17 protein-coding genes are annotated in these 19,133 nt (G+C 50.5%); 15 read left to right on the plus strand and 2 right to left on the minus strand.

All coding sequences use genetic code 11. The annotated features are described in order from the left end of the window. Window positions 1-16 precede the first annotated feature (16 nt). Window positions 17-1,498 carry an aminotransferase-like domain-containing protein gene (locus DFR44_RS04045; protein WP_133619428.1) on the minus strand — a complete coding sequence of 494 codons (1,482 nt, stop codon included), beginning with the start codon at window positions 1,496-1,498 and terminating at the stop codon, window positions 17-19. Window positions 1,499-1,636: 138 nt separating this feature from the next. Here DFR44_RS04045 and DFR44_RS04050 point away from each other — a divergent pair, with 138 nt between their 5' ends. From DFR44_RS04050 to ccoS, 15 genes are all read left to right on the plus strand, one after another. Further along, a complete protein-coding gene (locus DFR44_RS04050; protein WP_133619429.1) occupies window positions 1,637-2,281 on the plus strand; it encodes an FMN-binding negative transcriptional regulator in 645 nt (214 codons plus the stop codon). Next, window positions 2,278-3,015 (plus strand): aspartate/glutamate racemase family protein, encoded by a 738-nt coding sequence (locus tag DFR44_RS04055; protein ID WP_133619430.1) that lies wholly within the window; start codon window positions 2,278-2,280, stop codon window positions 3,013-3,015. The genes DFR44_RS04050 and DFR44_RS04055 overlap by 4 nt, the downstream gene beginning before the upstream one ends. Window positions 3,016-3,027: 12 nt before the next feature. After that, window positions 3,028-3,990: a DMT family transporter gene (locus tag DFR44_RS04060; protein WP_133619431.1), complete on the plus strand. Its 963-nt coding sequence runs from the start codon at window positions 3,028-3,030 to the stop codon at window positions 3,988-3,990. A gap of 1 nt (window position 3,991) precedes the next feature. Beyond that, on the plus strand, window positions 3,992-4,630 hold the full coding sequence (locus tag DFR44_RS04065) for a LysE family translocator (protein ID WP_133619432.1): 639 nt from the start codon (window positions 3,992-3,994) through the stop codon (window positions 4,628-4,630). Between the two features lie 87 nt (window positions 4,631-4,717). After that, complete coding sequence (locus DFR44_RS04070) at window positions 4,718-5,917, plus strand: glycine C-acetyltransferase (protein ID WP_133619433.1); 1,200 nt, start codon at window positions 4,718-4,720, stop codon at window positions 5,915-5,917. Between the two features lie 38 nt (window positions 5,918-5,955). Beyond that, on the plus strand, window positions 5,956-6,981 hold the full coding sequence (gene tdh / locus DFR44_RS04075; protein WP_133619434.1) for an L-threonine 3-dehydrogenase: 1,026 nt from the start codon (window positions 5,956-5,958) through the stop codon (window positions 6,979-6,981). Between the two features lie 49 nt (window positions 6,982-7,030). After that, complete coding sequence (locus DFR44_RS04080; protein WP_162845150.1) at window positions 7,031-7,720, plus strand: Nmad2 family putative nucleotide modification protein; 690 nt, start codon at window positions 7,031-7,033, stop codon at window positions 7,718-7,720. A gap of 70 nt (window positions 7,721-7,790) precedes the next feature. Beyond that, on the plus strand, window positions 7,791-8,834 hold the full coding sequence (locus DFR44_RS04085) for a threonine aldolase family protein (protein WP_133619436.1): 1,044 nt from the start codon (window positions 7,791-7,793) through the stop codon (window positions 8,832-8,834). Further along, on the plus strand, window positions 8,831-9,673 hold the full coding sequence (locus DFR44_RS04090; RefSeq protein ID WP_133619437.1) for a PhzF family phenazine biosynthesis protein: 843 nt from the start codon (window positions 8,831-8,833) through the stop codon (window positions 9,671-9,673). Before DFR44_RS04085 ends, DFR44_RS04090 begins: the two co-directional genes overlap by 4 nt. 88 nt (window positions 9,674-9,761) lie before the next feature. After that, complete coding sequence (locus DFR44_RS04095) at window positions 9,762-10,985, plus strand: benzoate/H(+) symporter BenE family transporter (RefSeq protein ID WP_133619438.1); 1,224 nt, start codon at window positions 9,762-9,764, stop codon at window positions 10,983-10,985. Between the two features lie 131 nt (window positions 10,986-11,116). Beyond that, on the plus strand, window positions 11,117-12,103 hold the full coding sequence (locus tag DFR44_RS04100; RefSeq protein ID WP_133619439.1) for a peptidylprolyl isomerase: 987 nt from the start codon (window positions 11,117-11,119) through the stop codon (window positions 12,101-12,103). Between the two features lie 145 nt (window positions 12,104-12,248). Then, window positions 12,249-13,280 (plus strand): 4-hydroxythreonine-4-phosphate dehydrogenase PdxA, encoded by a 1,032-nt coding sequence (gene pdxA / locus DFR44_RS04105; RefSeq protein WP_133619440.1) that lies wholly within the window; start codon window positions 12,249-12,251, stop codon window positions 13,278-13,280. Continuing rightward, entirely contained in the window at window positions 13,280-14,074 is a 795-nt protein-coding gene (gene rsmA, locus DFR44_RS04110) for a 16S rRNA (adenine(1518)-N(6)/adenine(1519)-N(6))-dimethyltransferase RsmA (RefSeq protein WP_133619441.1), read from the plus strand. The genes pdxA and rsmA overlap by 1 nt, the downstream gene beginning before the upstream one ends. A gap of 5 nt (window positions 14,075-14,079) precedes the next feature. After that, the gene (locus DFR44_RS04115; RefSeq protein ID WP_133619442.1) at window positions 14,080-16,305 is read left to right on the plus strand and encodes a heavy metal translocating P-type ATPase; all 2,226 of its coding nucleotides are present in this window, start codon (window positions 14,080-14,082) and stop codon (window positions 16,303-16,305) included. After that, window positions 16,305-16,454 carry a cbb3-type cytochrome oxidase assembly protein CcoS gene (gene ccoS / locus DFR44_RS04120; protein ID WP_133619443.1) on the plus strand — a complete coding sequence of 50 codons (150 nt, stop codon included), beginning with the start codon at window positions 16,305-16,307 and terminating at the stop codon, window positions 16,452-16,454. The genes DFR44_RS04115 and ccoS overlap by 1 nt, the downstream gene beginning before the upstream one ends. A 79-nt stretch (window positions 16,455-16,533) precedes the next feature. Here the strand turns inward: ccoS and ppsA are convergent, their stop codons facing one another. Continuing rightward, the gene (gene ppsA / locus DFR44_RS04125) at window positions 16,534-18,903 is read right to left on the minus strand and encodes a phosphoenolpyruvate synthase (protein WP_133619444.1); all 2,370 of its coding nucleotides are present in this window, start codon (window positions 18,901-18,903) and stop codon (window positions 16,534-16,536) included. Window positions 18,904-19,133: the final 230 nt, after the last annotated feature.

The following is a 19,133-nucleotide window of genomic DNA, read 5'->3' on the forward strand; positions in this document are numbered from 1 at the left end:
TAATTGATGTATAAATTTATTTCAAATAGTTTTTTAACCACGCCAAAAACTCATCCGTTGTCCGCGCCACATTCAAACGCATAAACGTTGATACGCCTTGGTTGGGCGAGAATAAGCCGCCAGGCGCGACCAACCAGCCGTCGTTCATGGCGGCGATGGCGAGCGCGTTGGTGTCAACGCCTGTATCCACCCAGACAAAAAGCCCGTCTTGTGTGAGCGGTGGATAGCTCAAGCCCACTTTAGGCAAGGCTTCTCTTAGATGTACGTGTGCATTGCTGATGCGTTGGCGCAAGCGTTCGAGGTGACGGCGATGTTGTCCGTCGGCGAGGAGGCGATGAACGATGCGTTCGTTTAATTCTGGGCTGACCATATTCGACAGCATTTTTCGCCCGACCATGCCTTGCACATGTTCTGTTGGGCAGCAGAGGACTGCAACGCGAACATCGGCGGCTAAACTTTTAGCAAAACCCGCGACATAAAACACGCGCTTAAATTGATCCAAAGCGGCGTAACGGAGCGCGGGCGCACCTTTCGCCACACCCGCGTGAAAGTCACCATAAATATCGTCTTCCAACAAGTAGGCATCGTGTTCATCCAACAAACGCAAGACTTGATACGCACGGGCAGGCGATACGCCCCACGAGGTGGGATTATGCAGCACGCTGTTGGTCACATACAGTTTGGGCTTGTCGTGCGCCATGATACGCGCCATCACGTCAATATCAGGCCCGTCCGCGTCGCGAGGCACGCCAATCACACGTAAACCTTGCGCACGCAAACTGCCGTATAACCAAAACCAACTTGGGTCATCGACCAGCACCGCATCACCCGCGCGTAAAAAATAGCGTGCGACCAAGTCAATCGCAGCCGACACGCCTTGCGTGGTCATCATTTGTTCGGGACGTGCCATCATGCCGATTTTATGCAACTGCACCACCATTTGCTCGCGCAGGGGCAAATAGCCTTGTACATTGCCATAATCATAAATCTGCGCATCATACGCGCGCACCACAGCTCGCACGGCGATACCCACCCGTTCATTTTCTAGCCAAGATTGAGGCAACAAGCCACTGCCTGGTGAGCGGTCGTCAGGCACTCGTGAAAAAATATGCCGCATCAACCATGTGGTGTCGAGCGCGCCCACATTGTCTTTTTCGGTCGGCGCATCGGTTTCTGGCGCGCGCTTAGACAGCTCGCTGCTGGTCGAAGCCACGTAAAAACCCGAACCCGCGCGCGATACCAAAACCCCCGCCGCGACCAATTTGTCATACGCATGGACGATGGTGAAACGGCTCACACCCAAGCGTTCCGCAAGTTGGCGCACCGATGGCACGCGCGCACCAGGCGCATAAAATCGCATGTCAACGCGCTCGCCCATCCACGCGACCACTTGGTCGACTTTGTTAAAACCCGCTTCCAGACCTTTGCTGGTGATGGGTTGAATGCCCAAGTCGTCCTGCCCCGTTGCCCCAGTGTTGAGAATTGTATCGTTGTTCATTTCAGTACAGTTGTTTAATTGTTTGAATGATTGTATCGGTACTGTACTGCACGTTTGGAGTAAAGTACAGAAAAAATTGTTGAACAATAATCACTTTATATTCAGCCATTTAAACCCGCTCTTAACATTGAGAACGCTATGTACACACCCGCCCAGTTTAATGAAGCCAATCCTTTAATTCTGCGTGAATTGATGCGTCAGCATCCGTTGGCGATGTTGGTCACGTTAACGGATGAGGGGTTAAATGCGAATCCCATTCCATTGATTTGGCAGGATGACGGTTCAACTCATGGCGTCTTGCGTGGTCATGTCGCGCGAGCCAATCCGCTGTGGCAAGACTTTGATGCCGCAGTTGAAGCCTTGGCTATTTTTCAAGGGCCGACGGCTTATATTTCGCCCTCATGGTATCCCACCAAAGCGCAGACCCATAAAGTCGTGCCGACCTACAATTACGCCACCGTCCAAGCGCATGGCGCATTGAGCGTGCATGATGATTCGACATGGGTGCGCCAACAAATCAGTGATTTAACCACTCAACAAGAATCGGCTTTTGACGCGCCGTGGCAAGTGACAGATGCGCCAGAGGACTACATCACGGCCAATGTGAGGGCAATCGTTGGTATTGAAATTCGCATCAGTCGCCTCGTTGGAAAATGGAAAGTCAGCCAAAATCAACCCGCTAACAATCAACGCGGCGTTTATGAGGCACTGCAACAACGGGACAATCAAACCATGGCGGCCTGCGTTCACGCTCATTTTAAAATGCCTGAGGAGAAAGCATGACGCCAATAAACACACTCAACACCATCGGCTTACTCGGCGGCATGAGCTGGGAATCTTCATTGTTGTACTATCAACAAATTAACCAGCACATCCGCGTTGCGTTGGGCGGTTTACACTCCGCCCCCATCATTTTAGACAGCGTTGATTTTTCAATCATCGCGGCATGGCAACAAACAAACGAATGGGATAAGGCCTCAATCTATTTAAGCCAACGCGCCCAAAAACTCGAAGCGGCTGGCGCGAGCTGCGTGGCCATCGCCACGAACACCATGCATAAAGTGTACGATGCCATCGCCAGTTCAGTGAGCGTGCCTGTGCTGCACATTGCCCAGCCGACCATTGCCGCATTGCACGATGCGGGGATTCAGCGCATCGCATTTCTCGGCACGCGTTACAGCATGACTGAAGATTTTATTCGGAGTCGATTTGCACAAGCGGGCATTGACGTGCTCGTGCCAGAAGCGACCGATTGTGATTGCATACACAACGTGATTTTTGACGAGTTATGCCAAGGCCTTGTGCGCCGACACTCTAAACATCAATATCAACACATCGTCAGCAAATTAACGCAACAAGGGGCGCAAGGCGTTGTGTTGGGTTGCACTGAAATTGGTTTGCTTTTGACGCAAAACGATGTGGATGTGCCCCTATTTGACACCACCGCATTACACACACGGGCATTGGCTGACGTGGTGTTGCATGGCACTCAGCCCATCAATACATTACAACAATAGAAAATTAAAACAATGCCGACATCGAATGAAAATAAAAGTTTTTGGCTGGGCTTTACCGCCGTAGCGATATTTGCCATCACCTTGCCGATGACCAAATGGGCGATGGGTTATCGCCCTGATGGGTCGTTTGAAGCCGCATTCTCGCCGTTGTTCATCGCTTTTGGTCGTGCGGCGGTGGCGGGAGTTTTATCGGTGGTCTACTTATTTGCAGTCAAAGCCAAGAAACCCACAGCGGCTCAAATACGCATCTTGTTCGTGATGGCATTGGGGAATGTGTTTGGCTTTCCTATTTTTCAGACTTTGGGACTTTTATACGTCACATCGGCACACGCTGCTGTTTTCAACGGCATATTACCTTTACTCACGGCGATTTTATCCGCGCTCATCTTTCGGCAAAAACCCTCTTTTGGATTTTGGTTGTGTGCCACCTTGGGTGGCGCGTTGGTGATGTCTTTTGCGTTGTTTCGCACGGGAACAATCGTATTGCATTGGGGCGATTTTTTAATTTTACTCGCGATATTGTTGTGCGCAATGGGTTATGCTTTTGGTGCCAAACTGTCGCAAACCATGCCCGCACCTGAAGCATTGTGTTGGATGTTGACCCTTTCGCTTCCCATCACCGTACCCGCAAGTTTTTTGACTTGGCCTGAGCACTCAATCAGCGCAACGGCATGGTCAGGCTTTGCCTACTTATCCATTTTTTCTATGTGGTTTGGCATGATGGTCTGGTACCACGCACTCACCCTCGGCGGCGCAGTGCGCGTATCCCAAGTGCAGTTATTGCAATCGTTTATGTCAATTGCACTGGCGGCCCCTCTTTTAAATGAAACGATTGATGGCATGACCATTGTGTTCGCCTGTGCTGTTGTCTCTGTGGCATTTATCGGTAAAAAAATGCCCTTGCAAACCAAAACAAAACCCCTGCCCGACAGTCAAACCAATCACACAATAAACCCCTCTCTCAAAAAGCCCTAACATGAATGAATTATTCCATTTCTCCATCGCCAGTTTAAGCGCGTTGATGATGTTCGCCTTTGTCTCCTCCATCACGCCAGGGCCTAACAACCTGATGCTGCTTTACTCTGGCGCACGGTTTGGTTTTCGCCACAGTTTGCCGCATCTACTTGGCGTGAGTTTGGGCTTTGGCTTGATGTTGCTGTTGTGTTGTTTGGGTGTTGCGGGGCTTTTTTGGAAAATACCGCATGCACAAGATGCCCTAAAAATAGCGGGCTGCGCATACATGCTTTGGCTCGCCTATAAATTATGGCTCAACGGCGCGTTGCCCCGCGATGGCGATTTGCCCACAGCACAAAACAAAGGGAGCGCCCGCCCGATGACTTTTGTGCAAGCCTCACTGTTTCAATACGTGAACCCAAAAGCATGGGTCATGGGCTTGACCGTGCCCGCCGCATTTTTACCAAACGATGGGCATTTACTCATCAGCACTTTGGTTGCAACCATCATTTTCGTGTGCATTAACTTATTGTGTTGCGGCTCTTGGGTGCAGGGCGGCGCGTTGCTACAAAAACTGATGCATAAACCAACATTAGCCCGCCTCATCAACGGCGTCATCGTGGTGATGACGGTGTACTGCGCCGTGGCGGTTTGGTTGTAAATAAAACAACAGCTGATTTGAAAAACTGCTTTTACAATGACTTTTATAATTTAAATGCCCCTTGCTTAAAAACCATAAGGAATCAAAATGAATCCCGCTTATTTGACCCACTTGAACGACACATTGGCGAGCATCCACGCGGATGGCTTTGAAAAACCCGAGCGCATCATTGCCACACCACAAGGCTCGCACATTCGATTATCCGACCAGCGCACTGTTTTAAATTTTTGCGCCAACAATTATCTAGGACTTGCCGATGATGCACGCCTCATCGCCGCAGCCAAGCAAGGTTTAGATGATTATGGCTATGGTTGCGCATCGGTTCGTTTTATTTGTGGCACGCAAACCATCCATAAGCAGCTTGAAAACCGAATTTCACAACTTTTAGGCACAGAAGACACCATTTTGTATTCAAGCTGCTTTGATGCAAATGGCGGCGTGTTTGAAACTTTACTCAACGAACAAGACGCGGTGATTTCAGACGAGCTGAACCACGCATCAATTATCGACGGCATACGCTTGTGCAAAGCAGCGCGCTATCGTTATAAAAACAACGACTTAACCGATTTAGAAGCACAACTTAAAGCGGCTCAAAGTGCAGGCGCGCGCTTCACATTGGTGGTGACGGACGGGGTGTTTTCGATGGATGGCAGCATTGCCAATTTGCAAGGCATCGCCGAATTGACACAACGCTATGGCGCATTGCTCATGGTCGATGATTCTCATGCCGTTGGCTTCATTGGCGCAACGGGTGCGGGCACGCCCGAATGGTGCGGCGTATCCGACGCGGTCGATATTTACACTGGCACACTGGGCAAAGCACTCGGCGGCGCATCGGGCGGCTATGTGTCGGCTAACGCCGCCATCGTCAAGCTGCTGCGTCAACGCTCGCGCCCATATTTATTCTCCAACTCGCTCGTGCCCGCAATTGCGGCCGCCAGCTTAAAAGTCTTGGATATTTTATCCTCGGACGAAGGAGCGGCTTTACGCGCACAACTGACACGCAACGCCAACCAATTTCGCTCCGCCATGAGCGCGGCGGGTTTTGAACTACTGGCGGGTTCACATCCCATCATCCCCGTCATGCTCGGCGATGCCAAGCTCGCCGCCGACATGGCAGCCGAGTTGCTCAACGAGGGCGTATACGTCATCGGTTTTTCATTCCCCGTGGTGCCCAAAGGGCGCGCACGCATTCGCACACAAATGTCCGCCGCCCACACCAGCAAAGACATCGACCAAGCCGTGGCCGCATTCATCAAAGTCGGGCGCAAGCTGGGCGTGATTTAAATATTTGCCATACCCATTTTCAAACAAGGATAAAAAACATGAAAGCACTCGCCAAGCTCACTCGAGACAAAGGTCTGACGTTGACCGACGTACCGATGCCCGAAGTCGGTCACAACGATTTGCTGATTAAAATCACTAAAACCGCGATTTGCGGCACCGACATGCACATTTGGAACTGGGACGAATGGGCGCAAAAAACCATTCCCGTACCGATGCACGTCGGTCACGAATACATTGGCGTGGTCGCGGACATGGGGCAAGAAGTGACTGGGTTTAAAATTGGCGACCGCGTGTCGGGCGAAGGCCACATCACCTGCGGTCACTGCCGCAATTGCCGTGCGGGGCGACGACATTTATGCCGCAACACCGTTGGCGTCGGCGTCAATCGTGCAGGTGCATTTGCTGAATATTTAGTCATTCCCGCATTCAACGCTTTTCCAATTCCAGCCGAAATCCCCGACGACCTCGCCGCAATTTTTGACCCGTTCGGCAATGCCGTTCACACCGCGCTGTCATTCAACCTCATCGGCGAAGACGTCCTAATTACAGGCGCAGGGCCAATTGGCATCATGGCAGTCGCCATTGCCAAACACGTCGGCGCACGCCACGTCGTGATTACCGATGTCAACGAATATCGACTCGACTTGGCACGACAAATGGGCGCAACCCGCGCCGTCAACGTCATGCAACAAGACTTAAAAAGCGTCATGTCGGAGCTGCACATGACCGAAGGTTTTGACGTTGGATTGGAAATGTCAGGCAACCCAATCGCTTTCCGACAAATGCTTGAACAAATGAACCACGGCGGCAAAGTCGCCTTACTCGGCATTCCGCCCGCCGATACATCAATTGACTGGAATCAAGTGATTTTTAAAGGACTGGAAATTAAAGGCATATATGGTCGAGAAATGTTTGAAACGTGGTACAAAATGGTTGCGCTGATTCAATCAGGCTTGGACATCAGCCCATTGATTACCCATCATTTCAACGTCAATGATTTTGAACAAGGTTTTGCCGTCATGGGTTCGGGGCAGAGTGGGAAGGTGATTTTGGATTGGCGATAAAACACGCCACATACCAAACTTATAGAAAAATCAATACATTGGGCGTGTTATGAAACTATTTGAAAATGAAGACTCACGATTATTTTCGTATGTTGTTAAGGACGACTTTGGATGTGCGCCAAATCCGTACAATGGTTATTGTACTTTAGCCATATGTAAACCCGCCATCAGACGCATCGCTAAAAAGGGCGATGTTGTGGTTGGTTTAGATTGTAAGTCAAGCGGCAACAAAAGGAGAATTGTCTACTGCATGATTATTGACGACGTCCTGACATGGAGTGAGTACATTAACAAATGTAAGACAGAACTCCCGTTTAATAATCGAATCCCAAAAAATAATCGCGACACGGGAGATTGTATTTGGATTGACATCGCAGACGATAAAACCAAACGGGCTTTACCATCGCTGTCTGGGCATAATGGTGATGCTGACTTCGCTTCCGATATTGAACGTGGCAAGAATGTGCTCATCAGCCAAAGGTTTTGGTACTTTGGCACAGGCAATGAATATAAAGTGGTATTGCCTGATGATATCGATATTATCCCAGCTCGGAACCACAGGTCAAAAACAAATCACGGCTTCAGGGATAAATTTGAAGACTTTATTGTAAAAAAAATGGATGAACTTAAAATAAGCGGATACGGAAAACACGGAAATCCAAAGCCCCCACCAACTCATAAAGCCAATCAAAACAGTTGCACGCAATGTCAAAGCAAACCTAAAAAAACGCGCTGTTGATTTAACAGAAAAGCAAACCAAAAAGTAGGCTTCTTTAAAAGCAGCCCCTTATTAAACAAACCGAGGATTTATGCACTTCCAGTTTTACAACGATTATTCAGAAACCGCTCATCCTGCGTGCATGGCCGCTTTAGCACACGAACCCACACAACAGCTCGCGGGTTATGGCTTGGATGACGTGAGCGCACAGGCGGCGGACGCCATCCGCGCGGTGTGCAAATCTCCAAAAGCCGCCGTGCATTTTGTCAGCGGCGGCACGCAGGCCAACTTGACGATGCTTGCGGCGATGCTGCGTCCTTTTGAAGCCATTATCGCGGCGCAGACTGGGCATATTTACAGCAACGAAACAGGCGCGATTGAGGCCACTGGGCATAAAATCATTGCCATGCCTGCCACTCAAGGCAAGCTGACACCTGCGAGCATCGAGGCGGCGGTCGCGGCGCATCCTTGGGAACACACCGTGCGGGCGCGGGTGGTCTTCATTTCGCAAGCGACTGAGTTGGGGACGGTGTATTCGCTCGCGGAGTTGCGTGCGTTGCGCGCTTGCTGTGATACGCATGGCTTGTATTTGTACATGGATGGTGCGCGTTTAGGTGCGGCGTTGATGAGTCACGATGCGGATTGGGATTTAGCAGACATCGCTGCATTGGCCGATGTGTTTTATATCGGTGGCACAAAAAATGGGGCGGTGCTCGGCGAGGCGATTGTGATTGTTCATCCTGATTTGCAAGTTGATTTTCGTTATCACCTCAAGCAGCGCGGCGCTTTGCTCGCCAAGGGGCGGGTGGTGGGCAGTCAATTTTTGGCATTGTTCAGCAATGACTTGTTTCAATCGCTTGCGGCACATGCGAACGCTTGCGCAGAGCGGTTACAAAATGGCTTATTGGCAATGGGTGTTGCTTTTGAAACATTATCTTCAACTAACTTAATTTTCCCTACTTTACCGAATCATGCCGTTGAGCAACTACAACAACGTTATGGTTTTCATATTTGGAAAAAAGTATCGGATACACATCAAACCATTCGTTTGGTAACGTCATGGGCGACGCCTATGGATAAAGTAGATGATTTTTTAAATGACACCCGCCTCGCGCTCGCTGAAGGAAACTCATGAGTTCAACTGTCCTTAATTATGCCATTGTGAATGTATTTGCAGAAACCGCATGGGGCGGCAACCCGCTCGCCATCGTGCCCAATGCCGACGCGTTAGACAGCACGACCATGCAATTGATTGCTCGACAATTTAACTTGTCTGAAACGGTGTTCATCAGCCACGCCGATACCGATGCGGCTCGGCTGCGCATCTTCACGCCCGACCATGAAATGCCATTCGCAGGTCACCCGACCATTGGGGCTGCTTGGTGGTTGCACACACACCATCATCTGCCCGACACGTTCAGCCTAAGCACCCAAGCAAAAACCGTTCAGATTACGCATGACGATGGCATTTATCGTTTACAAATTTCGGGTTACGAGAGCCAGCCCCCGTCATTGAGCAACGAGGGTTTGGCCGATGCTTTAAACATCTCAATGGCTGATTTGGGCGCACCCGCGCGTTGGATGAATTCGGGCACATGGCAACTCGTTGTTCCGTTAAACAGCGCAGAGGCCGTTCATCGCGTGCGCCCGCAGCTTGCGGCTTTAGTGGATGACACCGTCAGTGCGGCGCATTTAAATGTTTATGTGTGGCACGAGGTGGATAATCAAGTCACTTCGCGTTATTTTTTCAATATCGACAACGCTGTTTTAGAAGACCCTGGCACAGGCTCGGCGTGTTGCAACCTCGGGGCATGGGCGCATGAGGCGGGACGAGCACCGCTCGCATGGCACATCACTCAAGCGGAAAGCATCAACCGTCCAAATCATTTGTATCTCGAGGTCAATCACACGGGTGACATTACAGTGGGCGGGCGCGTCATGCCATTTTCCACAGGGCAATTGAACCTTCCATAATTTTTATTCGCTCGATGTTTAGCTTCTTTTTTGGTGCAAGAAGACTGGAGAACATGAGCGAACCATCCTCACCTTTAACGTTGTTAATATGCACACTTCTTCATCGACCCCGCGCCTCACATGGGCGCAGATAAAACGCGACCAATCAACCACCGCCCTAACTGCCGCGTTTATTGCAATTTTGGCAGGATATGGCGGGCCGCTCGCCATTGTCATCCAAGCCGCGCAAGCGGGACAGCTCAACGAAGCACAAACGACTTCGATGTTGTGGGCGTTGTGTTTTACTTTTGGTTTTGCGGGTTTTGTCTTGAGCTACGTGACTAAAGCACCGATTATCACGGCATGGAGCACGCCAGGGGCGGCCTTCCTCATTTCTGCATTACCGAACACGCCTTATCCAGAAGCCATTGCGGGCTTTGTGGTGGCGGGTGCAATCATCTTTTTAATTGGCATTTCGGGCGCGTTTGATTCGGTCATGCACCGCATACCCAAAACCATTGCAGCGGCTTTGCTTGCGGGGATTTTGTTTCGCTTTGGCATCAACACCTTCATGACACTTTCGACCGACACAACACTCATGCTGCTGATGCTGACCACGTACATCATCGGCAAGCGTTTATTTGCGCGCTATGCCATTTTGGCGGTCTTGTTTGTCGGCTGCGTGTACGTCTTTGGTATCCAAGGTCACGCGGTTCCGCATGTGCCATTGCATGTCGCCCCCCCACTATGGACCACGCCAGAATTCACATTCAAAGCGTTGTTCAACATCGGCCTACCCCTCGCGTTAATCACGTTGACGGGTCAACAAATGACGGGCATTGCCGTGTTGCGCGCATCGGGCTTCAGTGCAGCACAAGCCCCTGCCAAACCCTTAATCAGCCTAACGGCTTTCCTGTCGCTGATTAGCGCACCGTTTGGCAATTTTGGCATCAACCTCGCTGCTATTACCGCCGCGATTTGTACCGAAAAAGAGTGTCACCCCGACCCAAGCAAGCGATACATCGCAGGATTGTGGTGCGGCGTATTCAGCATGATGCTGGGTACATGCGCGGGCGTTTTGGTTTTATTTTTCTTAGGCCTGCCCAAGGTGCTCATCACCATACTGGCTGGACTGGCCTTGCTCGGTGCAATTCTGAACAGCATCAGTAACGCCACTTCCACCCAACATTCGCCCAGTGAACGAGAAGCGGCTTTAATTACCTTTATGACCTGCGCTTCAGGCGTGACTTTGTTTGAGCTGGGCAGCGCATTCTGGGGCATCGTGTTCGGTTGCATCGCCCACGTTATATTGACTTACACAAAAAAATCATAAACTGCTGCCATCATGCAGCAAACCGATAAACATCGTTGCGTCAACCAAACGCATCATTGAGATGTTTTAGCCATTGAGTTGTTTTATAATGGCGAACGTAGGTCAAACCATACATTTTAAAAGGAAGTTAAATGAGTAAGCTTTTGAAAAATTTGCTAATCGCCGCCTTGGTCGCACCGACCATCGCCATGGCACAACATGTGAATTTGGACAGCGTGGTCGCCACAGTGGCAGGTGAACCCATCACAGCACAAGAAGTACAAGAGCAAATCACCACCAACATTGGTATTCTTACCCAGCAAGCACAAGCCAGCAAAAAGAAATTAAATTTAACTAAAGCCCAAGAAGAAGAAATCAAACAAGACTCGTTTAACGAAGTCATCCAGAACCGTTTGATGGTTAATAAAGCGAAAAATTTAGGCATCAATATTTCTGACGCTGATGTGAACCAAGCACTGAACAACATTGCACAATCACAAGGTGCTACGCTCGAACAGTTCAAACAAAACGTCATCAAGCAAGGTGGCGAAAAAGGCTGGGCGGCATTGAACCGTGACTTGCGCACAGACATGATTAAAAGCGCCTTAATCAAACGCGAAGTCGAGGACAAAGTCACGGTGACTTCAGCAGAAGTGGACGCACTTTTAAGCAAACAAAAATTGGGCAAGGACAACCCCATCCCAAGCACCAAGGGCGTTGAAGCCAGCCATATTTTTGTCGCGGGCAACACCGCCGCCGCCAAGAAAAAAATTCAAGGCGCAAAAGCAAGACTTGATAAAGGCGACGCTTTTGAAACCGTTGCTCGTGAAGTCTCTGAAGACCCAAACACTTCTGTAAATGGCGGCAAAGTGCCCGTTATCACTTTTGACAATGGCGTTGACCCTGCGGTCAGAAAAGCGGTTGAAAATGTCAACAGCGGCACCACCACGGACATTGTCCCTACAAAAAATGGCTTCCACATTTTCAAAGTAGGTCAACCAACTGAATTGACTTTCAGCCTGCAAGACCAAGAAAAAATGGCTCGCGCTGCGTTGATGGAGCAAAAGCTGCCAGCCGCGTATGACGCTTGGATGAGAAATTTAATGGAGTCAAGCAAAGACTTGGTGCAAATTAAATAAACACATCAACGAACAGGCTCCACACAAAAAGCTGCATTGTCTTGGCAATGCAGCTTTTTTATGTCTCTTTTTTCACCTGTCCTTTCGCCTGTTTTGATTGCCTTTTAAACACGCCTTCACACAAGGCAAGTGGTAAAATACGCCAATGAACGCGACCCCATCACTCCCATTGGCAATTACAACTGGCGAACCTGCAGGCATAGGTGCTGAAATCAGTTTACGCGCCGCCTCCGAATGGCTCAATCGCCCATCCCAAAACAACCACAGCCAAACGCCCGTGGTCTTGGTTGGCGACCTAGATTTCTTAACACAGACAGCGCATGACCTATCGTTAAGTCTACAACTGCGCCGTTACGACCCGCTCAACGCGGCCACTCCCAATACGCTGGATGTCGTCCACATCCCATTACACGCGCCTGTGACTTTAGGGCAGCTTAATGTGGCCAACGCACCTTACGTATTGAAATTGCTCGACACGGCGGTGATGGGCATTACGAAACAATTTTTTTCAGGCATGGTCACCGCCCCAGTGCATAAAGGCATCATCAATGAGGCGGGCATTGCCTTTACAGGGCACACCGAATATTTAGCAGAGATGACCGAAACTGAACAAGTGGTCATGATGCTCGCGGGAGGGGATTTACGTGTGGCGTTAGCGACCACCCACTTGCCTTTGAGTCAAGTACCTGCGGCCATTACACAGCCATCTTTAGCCAAAACGCTTTCCATATTGTTAAATGATTTAACAAGTAAATTCAATCTTGCATCGCCACGGGTATTGGTCACGGGACTTAACCCACACGCGGGCGAAAATGGTCACATGGGACGCGAAGAAATCGAGGTCATCACGCCCGTGATTCAACAGTTTCAAGCGCAAGGCCACGATGTGCGAGGCCCTTACCCTGCCGACACACTCTTTCAACCCCGTTACCTGCAAGACGCGGATGCCGTGTTAGCGATGTATCACGACCAAGGGCTGCCTGTGCTCAAATACGCCAGCTTTGGACAAGGCATCAACATCACTCTGGGTTTACCGCTCATTCGCACCTCGGTTGACCACGGCACGGCCTTAGATTTGGCGGGCAAAAATCTCGCTCACTCGGGCAGCATGCTCGCCGCCATTCAATGCGCACACACCATGGTCTGCGCCCGCTCAAACACACAAGGAAACATCTAATGTCTACCCACATTGCCCGCAAACGCTTTGGACAAAATTTTTTACATGATGATGGTGTCATTGCTGACATCGTGCGGGCGATAGACCCTCAAGCAAGTGACTGCCTGACGGAAATTGGGCCAGGTTTGGCGGCTTTGACCGCACCGTTGTTGGAGTACATGCCCCACATGCATGCTGTTGAGCTTGATCGTGATTTGGTGACTCGTTTGCAACAGCGTTTTAAACCCTCGCAACTCACGATTCACAGCACTGATGCGTTGAATTTTGATTTTTTAAGCATTCCCGCCGCAGAGACAGCGCAACGTAAAGTCGTGGGCAACCTGCCCTATAATATTTCCAGTCCACTGTTGTTTCACCTCGTCGAATTTGCACCCCACATTGACATGCAAGTGTTTATGCTGCAAAAAGAAGTGATTGAGCGCATGGTTGCCTCGCCGAGTGATAAAGCATATGGTCGCTTATCGGTCATGTTGCAATATCGCTACGAGATGGAGCACCTGTTTGACGTGCCACCGCACGCGTTCACCCCTGCACCCAAAGTCACTTCAGCGATTGTGCGCATGTACCCCAAGCCCGTGAGCGCGCGCCACGCGACTGATGAAAACCACTTGTCGAAATTAGTGGCTCAAGCCTTTAGCCAACGCCGAAAAATGTTGCGCAACACCCTAGGCGACATGGTGTCGCTCGACCAAATGGCCGCGTGTGACATTAAGCCCACCGCGCGGGCAGAAGAACTGTCGCTTGAGCAATTCGTACAACTTTCTAATTTTTTACTGGCTCATCCTGACCATTGAATATTATGACCCAACCTTCTGCACCGCACCGCCTGTCTGACATTCGCCTTCGCCTTGGCGGTGTGGCGTGTGTCGCTTGTACGGACTTAATCGAACGCGACTTACAGCATGTCGATGGTGTATACAACGCCCAAGCCAACTACACGTTACGACGCGCATTTTTACAACTAGACCCCACAAAAATCACAACAAACGATGTCATCAAACGCATCGAAAAACTCGGTTACCACGCTTTTGAAGAGCAAGCCAACACCATCAGCGAGGCAGAGAAAAAACAACAACGCAGTGAGCTGTTTCGCCTACTCGTGGCGATATTGCTCATGATGCAAAGCATGATGTTTATGTACCCTTTTTACGCCAGCAATGAAGCGGACATGGGTGCGGACATGGCTCATCTCATGAAATGGGCAAATTTTGCATTGACCCTGCCCGTCATGTTTTTTTGCGCCACACCGATTTTCAAAGGCGCGTGGGCAGAGATTCGCATGCGACAACTGGGCATGGACACGCCCGTTGCATTCGCGCTCATGGTCGCCTTCATCGCCAGCGTCTACGCCACGATAACCAATGTCGGCCATGTGTATTACGACTCCATCACCATGTTTGTCGGATTTTTGCTGAGCGCACGATACATTCAATTTCGCGCCTTAAACAAAGCCGCGACTTACCTGAATGACGTGTTGCAACACAAACGTTTATACGCAGAAAAAGTCCGTAACTACCCCGCCGATAAAAACATTCAACTCACGCCCGCCGATGAGTTGGCAATGGATGACGTGGTTTTTATCGCCAGCGGTGAAATCATTCCCGCCGATGCCATATTGATTGAAGGGCGCACCAGCTGCTCTCAAGCCCTGCTCACTGGCGAATCACAGCCAATTAACAAAGTCGTCGGCGATGCACTACTCGCAGGCTCGACCAACATCGAACAAGGCATTTATGCCCGCATCACCGCCGCCCGCGGCGCAAGCGAACTCGACACCATTGAACGCCTTGCCCAACAATCCGCCATGCACAAACCCGCGCTCGCTCGACTGGCCGAGCGCATGGCACGTTATTTTTTGTATGGGCTTTTAACCGTATGTGCCCTCTCTGCCGCATACTGGCTGATGCACGACAGCAGCCGCATTGTGCCTGTCGTCGTTGCCATTCTCATCATCACTTGCCCATGTGCCCTTGCCCTCGCCGTACCCACGGTATTAACCGCCGCAACCAGCGCGCTAGCGAAACATCATGTGCTTGTGATACAACCCCAAGCCTTGGAAAACCTAGCCAATGTGGATATGTATGCGTTTGACAAAACAGGAACCCTCACCGAAGACGTACAAACGCTAGAACACATCGAACTGACCGATGCCGCCCGAGCGATTGATTTCTCAACGAATGACGCGCTACAAATCGCCGCCACTCTCGAAACCGCCTCACGTCACCCCATCGCCCTCGCCCTGCGCAAATCGTTACAAGAACTCAAGCTGCCCGAACGCATGAACGATGTTGAGGCCATGAGCCTCATGGTCGGTCAAGGCGTCACTGGAACAATTTCAGGCTATAACTATCGCATCGGCAAACCTCGCTTCGCCGCCGAGCGCGACCTCGCAACGCACGAATTACCCAAACACATCGAGGGCAAAAGTGTCGCCCTGCTCTGCTCCGATGGTGAATGTCTCGCGTGGTTCATTCTCAGCGACAAAACCCGCGCCAATGCCACGAACTTAATCCAGCATTTACAGGCATCAGGCTGCCAAGTCGCACTGGTCAGCGGCGACAAAGCAGACGTCGTCATGCCATTCGCCGCGAGCTTAAACATCCAAGATGTGCATGCCAACGCCACCCCCGCCGACAAATTGGCACGCATCCAATCATGGCAAGCACAAGGCAAGATTATCGCCATGACAGGTGACGGCATCAACGATGCGCCCGTACTGCAACAAGCCAACGTCGCCATCGCCATGGGACACGGCAGCAGCTTAACGCAGATGCAAGCCGACCTCGTTATTCAATCAGGTGAGTTAAATGACGTATACGCCGCACACATCATCGCGCGGCGAACCAAACGGTTGATGCGGCAGAATCTCGCATGGGCGATGATGTATAATTTAATCGCCATTCCGCTTGCGGCCACTGGCAACGTCACGCCACTTATTGCCAGTATCGGCATGGCCGCCAGCTCCTTAGTTGTCGTCTCCAATGCTTTAAGGGTATTGCGCCCCGTTCATCAATTAGGAAATTAATGGAAACCTTATATTTACTCATCCCATTGTCTGTTGTTTTGGTGTTCGTCATCATCTGGGGTTTATGGTGGGCGGTGCATCAAGGGCAATTTGACAAACTAGAAAAGCAAGGTCGCAGCATCTTTGAGGATGAAGACCAAACGGAATAAAACGGTTCAGCCTTTTGAATATTAAAAAAAGCCAGTCAAATGACTGGCTTTTTTATGAGGCAACCGCTTGTACAGTGGTTTAGACAGCGAGGTCTTTCCACGTGCGCATAACGGTGTCGGGATTTAGAGAAATCGACTCGATGCCTTCTTCGACCAACCATTTGGCAAAGTCCAAGTGGTCAGAAGGGCCTTGACCGCAGATGCCGACATATTTACCCATGCGGCGGGCGGTGCTGATGGCGCGTGAGAGCATGAACTTAACAGCGGGGTCGCGCTCATCGAAGTCTTTAGCGAGCAGCTCCATCCCTGAATCACGATCCAAACCTAGGGTCAGTTGCGTTAAGTCATTCGAGCCAATTGAGAAGCCGTCAAAAATCTGCAAAAACTCTTCTGCCAAAATCGCATTGGATGGCACTTCACACATCATGATGATGCGCAGGCCGTTTTCACCTTGTTTAAGACCTTTTTCAGCCAGTAACTCAATAACGCGACGACCTTGTTCTAAGGTGCGGACGAACGGCACCATGATTTCAACATTGGTCAAGCCCATGTCGTCGCGGACGCGTTTCATCGCTTCGCACTCCATCGCGAATGCTTCGGCAAAATCTTCTGAAATATAACGCGAAGCCCCACGGAAGCCGAGCATTGGATTTTCTTCATCGGGCTCGTAACGTGAGCCGCCAATGAGTTTTTTGTATTCATTGGATTTGAAGTCGGACAGACGGACGATGACAGGTTTTGGATAGAATGCCGCACCAATGGTGGCGACACCTTCAGTGACTTTATCAACGTAGAATGCGCGTGGGTTGGCGTGCCCACGAGCCACCGATTCAACCGCCTTTTTCAAGTCAGAATCAATATTGGGGTATTCCAAAATCGCTTTTGGATGTACGCCGATATTGTTGTTGATGACAAATTCTAAACGCGCCAAGCCTACGCCTTTGTTTGGAATTTGGCAGAAGTTGAATGCGAGTTGCGGGTTGCCGACATTCATCATGATTTTGGTTTTGATTTCAGGCAACTCACCACGTTCAACTTCAGACACTTCCATGTCTAAAATGCCGTCATAAATTTTGCCTTCGTCACCTTCGGCGCAAGATACGGTAACGAGCATGCCGTCTTTGAGTACGTCAGTGGCGTCTGTACAACCCACCACCGCAGGCACACCCAACTCTCGAGCGATAATCGCGGCGTGGCAGGTGCGTCCACCCCGATTGGTGACAATCGCGGCGGCGCGTTTCATGACGGGTTCCCAGTTGGGGTCGGTCATGTCGGCGACGAGGATGTCTCCAGGTTGGACGCGCTCCATTTCAGATGGATCCATGATAACGCGCACTGCACCTGTGCCAATTTTTTGACCAATGGCGCGCCCTGTTGTGAGTACGGATGCGCTGCCTTTGAGCGCGTAGCTCATTTCGGCTTTATTGCCTTGTTGACTTTTAACTGTTTCGGGGCGTGCTTGCAAGATGTAAATTTTGCCGTCACGACCGTCTTTGCCCCATTCGATGTCCATTGGGCGGCCGTAGTGCTTTTCAATGATGACAGCGTATTTCGCCAACTCGTTCACATCTTCGTCTGTAATGGAGTAACGATTGCGCTGTTCTAAAGGCACGTCCACGGTTTTGACACGACCTTCTTCGCCCGCCTGTGTGAATTCCATTTTAATGAGCTTAGAGCCAATCGAACGGCGTATGATGGCTTCTTTGCCTTGCGCTAAGGTGGGCTTAAATACATAAAATTCGTCGGGGTTGACCGCGCCTTGAACGACGGTTTCGCCCAAGCCATAGCTTGAGGTGATGAAGACCACTTGGTCAAAACCCGATTCGGTGTCGATGGTGAACATCACACCTGATGAACCAACATCGGAGCGCACCATGCGCTGTACGCCCGCTGACAAAGCAACTTCGGCGTGAGTAAAGCCTTTGTGTACGCGGTAGGCTATGGCGCGGTCGTTGTACAGTGAGGCGAAGACGTGTTTGATTTTGTCCAGTACGTCATCGATGCCCGCGACGTTGAGGTAGCTTTCTTGCTGACCTGCGAATGAGGCGTCGGGCAAGTCTTCGGCGGTGGCTGATGAGCGCACGGCGAATGAGGCATCGGCGGCATCATTTTTTGTTAATTCGGCGAATGAGGTGCGAATGTCTTGTTCTAACGCGGGTTGCAACGGTGCTTCTACAACCCATTGACGGATGTCTGCACCTGCGGCGGCCAACGCACGCACGTCCTCAATGTCCAAGCCTTCTAAACGCTCTGCAATTTTTTGCGTCAAGTTGTTGTGTGTCAAGAAGTCTCGAAAGGCTTGTGCCGTGGTCGCAAAACCAGTTGGCACGCGCACGCCCGCAGTCGCGAGCTGAGAAATCATTTCGCCTAAAGAAGAATTCTTACCGCCGACCGAATCGACGTCTTCTTTGCGTAATTGCTCAAACGGCAATACATTGTGGTTCATCATAAGCTCCAAAAGTTAAAAGGTTAGGCAAACAATCGAAGGGCGACATTACGCGTGACATGGCGGTGACGCCGAGGATGTTGATTGTTTGCCTAACATTTCAGTCGAAAGCGAGCACAGGCGAGCAAATTGCTGAACATTTTACCGCGTTAAATCGCTTCATGCACCTGTTTTATAACGATTTTTGCGCGTACAATGATGGCGATTCTTTGTATTTTTCTGTCGACTTTTAC

Source organism: Hydromonas duriensis (genome assembly GCF_004363775.1).
GTDB lineage: Bacteria > Pseudomonadota > Gammaproteobacteria > Burkholderiales > Burkholderiaceae > Hydromonas > Hydromonas duriensis.

Excerpts from the sequence above, each read along its gene's own strand:
- pdxA (WP_133619440.1), top strand. The coding sequence starts at position 12,249 with ATGAACGCGACCCCATCACTCCCATTGGCAATTACAACTGGCGAACCT.
- tdh (WP_133619434.1), top strand. The coding sequence starts at position 5,956 with ATGAAAGCACTCGCCAAGCTCACTCGAGACAAAGGTCTGACGTTGACC.
- ccoS (WP_133619443.1), top strand. The coding sequence starts at position 16,305 with ATGGAAACCTTATATTTACTCATCCCATTGTCTGTTGTTTTGGTGTTC.
- DFR44_RS04090 (WP_133619437.1), top strand. The coding sequence starts at position 8,831 with ATGAGTTCAACTGTCCTTAATTATGCCATTGTGAATGTATTTGCAGAA.
- DFR44_RS04050 (WP_133619429.1), top strand. The coding sequence starts at position 1,637 with ATGTACACACCCGCCCAGTTTAATGAAGCCAATCCTTTAATTCTGCGT.
- DFR44_RS04085 (WP_133619436.1), top strand. The coding sequence starts at position 7,791 with ATGCACTTCCAGTTTTACAACGATTATTCAGAAACCGCTCATCCTGCG.
- rsmA (WP_133619441.1), top strand. The coding sequence starts at position 13,280 with ATGTCTACCCACATTGCCCGCAAACGCTTTGGACAAAATTTTTTACAT.
- ppsA (WP_133619444.1), bottom strand. The coding sequence starts at position 18,903 with ATGATGAACCACAATGTATTGCCGTTTGAGCAATTACGCAAAGAAGAC.
- DFR44_RS04060 (WP_133619431.1), top strand. The coding sequence starts at position 3,028 with ATGCCGACATCGAATGAAAATAAAAGTTTTTGGCTGGGCTTTACCGCC.
- DFR44_RS04115 (WP_133619442.1), top strand. The coding sequence starts at position 14,080 with ATGACCCAACCTTCTGCACCGCACCGCCTGTCTGACATTCGCCTTCGC.
- DFR44_RS04095 (WP_133619438.1), top strand. The coding sequence starts at position 9,762 with ATGCACACTTCTTCATCGACCCCGCGCCTCACATGGGCGCAGATAAAA.
- DFR44_RS04100 (WP_133619439.1), top strand. The coding sequence starts at position 11,117 with ATGAGTAAGCTTTTGAAAAATTTGCTAATCGCCGCCTTGGTCGCACCG.
- DFR44_RS04055 (WP_133619430.1), top strand. The coding sequence starts at position 2,278 with ATGACGCCAATAAACACACTCAACACCATCGGCTTACTCGGCGGCATG.
- DFR44_RS04065 (WP_133619432.1), top strand. The coding sequence starts at position 3,992 with ATGAATGAATTATTCCATTTCTCCATCGCCAGTTTAAGCGCGTTGATG.
- DFR44_RS04080 (WP_162845150.1), top strand. The coding sequence starts at position 7,031 with ATGAAACTATTTGAAAATGAAGACTCACGATTATTTTCGTATGTTGTT.
- DFR44_RS04045 (WP_133619428.1), bottom strand. The coding sequence starts at position 1,498 with ATGAACAACGATACAATTCTCAACACTGGGGCAACGGGGCAGGACGAC.
- DFR44_RS04070 (WP_133619433.1), top strand. The coding sequence starts at position 4,718 with ATGAATCCCGCTTATTTGACCCACTTGAACGACACATTGGCGAGCATC.